This window comes from Nocardia farcinica (genome assembly GCF_029867845.1).
Classification (GTDB): domain Bacteria; phylum Actinomycetota; class Actinomycetes; order Mycobacteriales; family Mycobacteriaceae; genus Nocardia; species Nocardia farcinica_A.
The window spans coordinates 1-5,218 of the sequence record NZ_JARWRU010000197.1 but is presented as its reverse complement, the minus strand read 5'-3'; the positions used below and the strand labels follow the sequence as shown (position 1 = coordinate 5,218).

The 5,218-nt window shown below is 70.6% G+C and carries 6 protein-coding genes and 2 pseudogenes; 5 read left to right on the top strand and 3 right to left on the bottom strand.

Features of this window, described 5'->3' with window-relative positions; all coding sequences use genetic code 11:
* Positions 1-80 (bottom strand): annotated as a pseudogene (locus tag QH283_RS04050) (GlsB/YeaQ/YmgE family stress response membrane protein); the annotation flags it as partial.
* A 45-nt stretch (positions 81-125) separates the two neighbouring features.
* On the opposite strand from QH283_RS04050, the gene QH283_RS04045 reads away from it, so the two are divergent.
* Both QH283_RS04045 and QH283_RS04040 read left to right on the top strand, forming a co-directional pair.
* Positions 126-293 (top strand): hypothetical protein, encoded by a 168-nt coding sequence (locus tag QH283_RS04045; RefSeq protein ID WP_280501671.1) that lies wholly within the window; start codon positions 126-128, stop codon positions 291-293.
* An 81-nt stretch (positions 294-374) separates the two neighbouring features.
* Positions 375-650 carry a GlsB/YeaQ/YmgE family stress response membrane protein gene (locus tag QH283_RS04040; RefSeq protein WP_280501670.1) on the top strand — a complete coding sequence of 92 codons (276 nt, stop codon included), beginning with the start codon at positions 375-377 and terminating at the stop codon, positions 648-650.
* A 124-nt stretch (positions 651-774) separates the two neighbouring features.
* Here the strand turns inward: QH283_RS04040 and QH283_RS04035 are convergent, their stop codons facing one another.
* On the bottom strand, positions 775-1,401 hold the full coding sequence (locus tag QH283_RS04035; RefSeq protein ID WP_280501669.1) for a TetR/AcrR family transcriptional regulator: 627 nt from the start codon (positions 1,399-1,401) through the stop codon (positions 775-777).
* A 156-nt stretch (positions 1,402-1,557) separates the two neighbouring features.
* Here QH283_RS04035 and QH283_RS04030 point away from each other — a divergent pair, with 156 nt between their 5' ends.
* The 3 genes from QH283_RS04030 to fadD1 all read left to right on the top strand — a co-directional run bounded on the left by QH283_RS04030 (position 1,558) and on the right by fadD1 (position 4,778).
* Complete coding sequence (locus QH283_RS04030) at positions 1,558-2,553, top strand: NAD-dependent epimerase/dehydratase family protein (RefSeq protein ID WP_280501672.1); 996 nt, start codon at positions 1,558-1,560, stop codon at positions 2,551-2,553.
* A 128-nt stretch (positions 2,554-2,681) separates the two neighbouring features.
* Positions 2,682-3,029, top strand: coding sequence for a histone-like nucleoid-structuring protein Lsr2 (locus tag QH283_RS04025; protein WP_280501668.1), 348 nt, complete (start codon positions 2,682-2,684; stop codon positions 3,027-3,029).
* Positions 3,030-3,170: 141 nt separating this feature from the next.
* A complete protein-coding gene (fadD1, locus tag QH283_RS04020) occupies positions 3,171-4,778 on the top strand; it encodes a fatty-acid--CoA ligase FadD1 (protein WP_280501667.1) in 1,608 nt (535 codons plus the stop codon).
* A 32-nt stretch (positions 4,779-4,810) separates the two neighbouring features.
* On the opposite strand, the pseudogene QH283_RS04015 reads toward fadD1, so the two are convergent.
* A pseudogene (locus QH283_RS04015) lies at positions 4,811-5,218 on the bottom strand (alpha/beta hydrolase); the annotation flags it as partial.

The following is a 5,218-nucleotide window of genomic DNA, read 5'->3' as shown; positions in this document are numbered from 1 at the left end:
CACAGACCGCCGCCCTCGACGTCGACACCGAACAGCTTGAGCAGGAATCCGCCGAGCAGACCGCCGACGATACCGACCAGATCCAGCGCGGCATCGACCAGGTGCCGGTCGGCACCCGCTACTGCGTGCACATCACCAGGGTCGAGGGCAGTCCCTCGCCGGACGGACTGACCCGGTGGGAGGTGCGGCTGACCCAGCAGTACCCCGACGAGCAGCCGAAGACCTTCCTGCAATCCATCGCCACTCGCAGCCACACCGGCAAAACACTCATCGCGTCGATCTCGATGGCCTAGGCAGGTTTGTCCGGTAGGGCCCGGGTATTACCTCGGCACCGCACGCCGTCGGGCGTGCATTGCTCGAGGATAGGAGAAGTGATGCTTGGTCTCGGAATCATCGGCTGGATCATCATCGGAGGACTCGCCGGTTGGATTGCCAGCAAGCTCATGAAGACCGACGCTCAGCAGGGCATCCTGCTGAACATCGTGGTCGGTATCGTCGGCGGTCTGCTCGGCGGATTCCTGCTCAAGCTGTTCGGTGTCGACGTCGAGGGCGGCGGTCTGTGGTTCAGCTTCTTCACCTGCCTCGGCGGCGCGGTGATCCTGCTGTTCCTGGTCCGCCTGGTCACCGGGCGGCGCGGCGCGGTGCACTGATCCGAGCGCACCGCACGGCATCGGCGTAGGGGCGGTCCGCTACGCCGCACGATGTCTCGCGCCGACGGCACGGACCGATCACGAGACCACCGTCCCCACCTCGGGGGGCGGTGGTCTCGTCGGGTCAGGGGGTGTCGGTCCCACCGGTCCCGGCGCAACGGCTCGCGGCCTCGTCGGTGGCCGCCAGGATGAGCCCGCTGATGTGGGCGTGGATGGCTCCGTTGTCGTCGTCGGCGACCAGTTCGAGGAACAGCGCCGAGCCCGCCGCCAGCGCGATGAGCGCACGGGCGTGCAGTTCGGCGGCTTCCGCGTCGAGTCCCTCGGGTGCGAGCAGTGCCGCCGCCGGTCCGCTGAACCCCGACCACAACCGCTTGCGCAGCGCGGGATCGCGATCGAGGGCGGTGAGCAGTCCGGGCACCGCGGCTCTGACCTCGGGCCGGGCGAACAGTTCCCGGCTGCCGCGCAGCACCCATTCCACCCAGCCGCGGCGGTCGGCGCCGGCGAAGGGGGTCAGATCGGGGACCTCGCCGAGCACGGCGTGCAGGACCAGTTCCGGTTTGCTCGTCCAGCGGCGCTGGATGCTGGCGCGGCCGACACCGGCGCGGGCGGCCACGGCGCGCACGCTCAGATCGTCGTAGCCCTCCTCTATCAGCAGTTCCCGCACGGCGGGCAGGACCCGGTGCTCGATCGTGCGGTCGCGTGGCCTGCCCGCGGCGCGCGGCGGTGGTTCGTCATGGGCCGATGTCGTCATCCGGCTGCCCCATCGGTATTACGATGCCAGTGGTATCGATTATGGTTCGGTGATCGTGAGCGTCGATTGTCGCGCGTCGCGCCGCGGCGTGGGGCGGTCCCGCCCCGATCCGAGGAGGAAAGAGGTCAGGATGCGACTGTCGTGGAAGGTGCCGCCGTGCTGATCGCGGTCACCGGAGGCACCGGCTACCTGGGGGCGCACACCGTCGCCGCCCTGCTCGCCGAGGGACATTCGGTGCGGCTGCTGGTCCATCCCAGCGAGGACGTGGCCGCGGTGCTCGCCCTGTTCCCGGCGGGAGCCGACCGGATCGAGACCCTCACCGGGGACATCAGGGACAAGCAGGTCATCGCCGACCTGCTCGACGGCTGCGACGCGCTGCTGCACGCGGCGGGCGTGGTCGGCACCGACGACCGGCGCGAGGCGCTGATGTGGGAGGTCAATGTCGAGGCGACCGGCCGCATCCTGGCCGAGGCCACCAAGCTCGGCCTCGACCCGATCGTGCACGTCGCCAGCTACAGCGCGCTGTTCCCGTGCCCCGACCCGGTCATCACCCCCGACAGCCCGACCGCGCCGGGACGCAGCGCCTACGGCCGCACCAAGTCCACCGCCGACCGTATCGCGCGGGCCCTGCAGGCGGCGGGCGCGCCGGTGGTGATCACCTACCCGTCCTCGGTCGTCGGCCCCGCCCTCGGCCCGCAGGCCGGGATCACCGCCGACGGCTGGTCGGTCATGCTGCGCAGCGGTTTCGCCCCGAGCGTCGAGGGCGGGATGCAGATGGTGGACGTGCGCGACGTCGCGGCCGTGCACGCGGCGATCATGGAGCCGGGCCGGGGGCCGCGCCGCTACCTGGCGGGCGGCCACCTGCTCACCTTCGACGAGATCGTCGACCTGCTCGAGCAGGCGGGCGGCAAGCGGATCCGGCGGATTCCGCTGTCCCCGGGCATGTTCCGCGGCATCGGCCGGATGAGCGATCTGATCTCGCGGCTGACCCCCATCAGTGCGGGCCTGAGCTACGAGGCCGCCTGGTTGCTGACCGCCGCCACGCCGACCGACGACTCGCGCACGATCGCCGAACTCGGGGTGCGCTGGCGACCGATCCGCGAATCGATCTTCGACGCCCTCGGCGCGAGCGCGGCCTCGGCCCGGGTCTGACCCGGTCGCTCGGCACGGCCGCCATCGGCAGACCCCGTGTGCCCCTGCCCTCTTCCGAGTGGAAGAGGGCAGGTGACTCTGGCTACGCTTGTGTCCTTTGCTCATTCGTGTCCAGGTAAGGGGAATTGATGGCCCGCAAGGTGACAGTGCTGCTCGTCGACGACATCGACGGAACCTCCGTCGCGGACGAGACCGTCGCGTTCGCTCTCGACGGTGTGCACTACGAACTCGACCTCGCCGCGTCGAATGCCGAACAGTTGCGCAAGACCTTCGCCCAGTGGACGCCCTACGCCAGGAAGGTGGGCAGGTCGGCGGGGGTCAAGACCGCGCCCAAGGCGCGGCGCGAGGGCGAGCAGCCCGACCAGGCGCTGGCCATCCGCAAATGGGCGCTGGCCGAGGGACTCCAGGTGTCCAGCCGCGGCCGGGTGCCCGCCAAGGTCGTCGAGGCCTATCGCAAGGCCAACCCGCAGGGCTGAGCCTGTCCCCGGTTCGTCCCACAGATCCTTTCCCGGTGCTCGCCGGGGATGCGAATGCGCCGGAAATGCCCCGAAGGTCGACTTCGGGGCATTTCCGCGAATCCGCATCCGTCTGTCGAGAACGCGTTCTAGATTCTCGGCATGGCCGATACAGTCACCGCACTTCTGCACGCCCTCGCGGACGACGATCATCTCGCCGTCGCGTACGAGGACAGCCGCTGGACCTGGCGTGAGTACGTCGACGGCGGCAAGCGGCGGGCCGCGGCGGTGCTGGCCGTGCTGGACCGGCAACGGCCGCCGCATGTGGGCGCCCTGCTCGGCAACACCCCGGAGATGCTGTTCGCGCTGGCCGCGAGCGCGCTCGGCGGGTACGTGACGGTCGGATTGAACGACACCCGCCGGGGCAGCGCGCTGGCCGAGGACATCGCGCGCGCCGATGTGCAGATCGTGCTGACCGACGCCGCGCATCGCGAATTGCTGGCCGGGCTGGAACTGCCCGGCGTGCTGGTGATCGACACCTCCGCGCCGGAATGGGCGGACCTGGTCGCGGGCGCGGGAGAGCTCGATCCGCTCACCGTGCCCGGCCCGATGGACCCGTTCATGCTCATCTTCACCTCAGGCACCAGCGGCAATCCGAAGGCCGTCCGGCTGGCGCACATGATGGTGCCCTTCGCGGGCCCGCCGCTGGTGAACCGCTTCGGGATCGGGCCGCGGGACATCTGTTATCTGTCCATGCCGCTGTTCCATTCGGCGGCCATCCTCGGCGGGGTGTGCGTGGCGATGACCAGCGGGGCGGCCATGGTGCCCGCCAAGTTCTCCGCCTCGACCTTCCTGGCCGACATCCGCCGCTACGGCGCCACCTACATGAACTACGTGGGCAAGCCGCTGGCCTACATTCTGGCCACCGAGCCACGGCCCGACGACGCGGACAACCCGCTGCGGGTGGCGTTCGGCAACGAGGCCACCGACCGCGACATCGCCGAGTTCTCCGAGCGTTTCGGCTGCACGGTCTGGGACGGTTTCGGCTCCACCGAGGCCGCGATCATCATCACCCGCGAGGGCCCCACCCCGCCCGGCTCCATCGGCAAGGGCTTCCCCGGGGTCGCCGTCTACGACCCGGACACCGGAGTCGAGAGCCCGCCCGCCCGCTTAGAAGACACCGGTGGGCTGACCAATGCCGACGCCGCCATCGGCGAACTGGTGAACACCCAGGGCGCAGGCCTGTTCGCCGGGTACTACAACGACGAGCAGTCCACCTCCGACCGGTTGCGCGACGGCATGTACTGGTCCGGCGACCTGGCCTACAAGGACGCCGACGGTTTCATCTACCTGGCAGGCCGCACGGCGGACTGGATGCGGGTGGACGGGGAGAACCTGGCGGCCGGTCCGATCGAGCGGGTGTTGCAGCGCCTGCCCGCGCTGAACCGCGTCGCCGTCTACGGGGTGCCCGACGAACAGGTCGGCGACGCGGTGATGGCCGCGATCGTATTGAGCGACAACGCCGTTCTCACGCCTGAGGAGTTCGCCGCCTTCCTGCGCGCCCAGCCCGACCTGTCACCGAAGGCGTGGCCGCGCTACGTGCGCATCGACAGCGATCTGCCCGCCACGGCCACCAACAAGATCCTCAAACGCGAACTCAAGGCCCAGGGCGTCACCGCGGGCGGCGGCACGCTGTGGGTCCGCCCGCCCCGCACCTTCGAGTACCGCCTCGCCGAGGGGCAGGAACTGGAGGACAGCGCGGCGCGGTGACCGCCGGGCCCCGCCGTCGGGCGGGCAGGGCGTCAGGCCCCCGGTGCCGCCCGCTCGGGCCGTGCCGTCGCTGTCGGCGCGGTTGCGAGTGCGCGGGTGAGGAAACGGATCTGGTCGTCGACGGCCGGTTCGAACCAATGGTGGCCGGCGAAGACATCGAAGTGGTCGCAGGGATAGTGCCTGACCTCGGCGCGCGCGGCGAACGCCGCTTCGGCGGCGGCGCGCGGCGGGGCGGCGCGGTCGAAGTCGGCGATCTGCACCAGCACCGGGGCGGTGACGCGGTCGAGGCGGCGATCGGCGCGGTAGCCGCCGATCTCGAGGCCGATACCTGCGTCCACCTCGTTGCGCCAGGTGGGACCGGCCACCGCGTGGTAGCTCTCGTAGTAGCCCTCGGCGGTCAGGGCGGCCCGCTCGCCCGGCCTGCCGACCAACGGCAGCAT

Coding starts and splice junctions, on each gene's coding strand:
- QH283_RS04040 (WP_280501670.1), top strand. CDS start 375: ATGCTTGGTCTCGGAATCATCGGCTGGATCATCATCGGAGGACTCGCC.
- QH283_RS04035 (WP_280501669.1), bottom strand. CDS start 1,401: ATGACGACATCGGCCCATGACGAACCACCGCCGCGCGCCGCGGGCAGG.
- QH283_RS04025 (WP_280501668.1), top strand. CDS start 2,682: ATGGCCCGCAAGGTGACAGTGCTGCTCGTCGACGACATCGACGGAACC.
- fadD1 (WP_280501667.1), top strand. CDS start 3,171: ATGGCCGATACAGTCACCGCACTTCTGCACGCCCTCGCGGACGACGAT.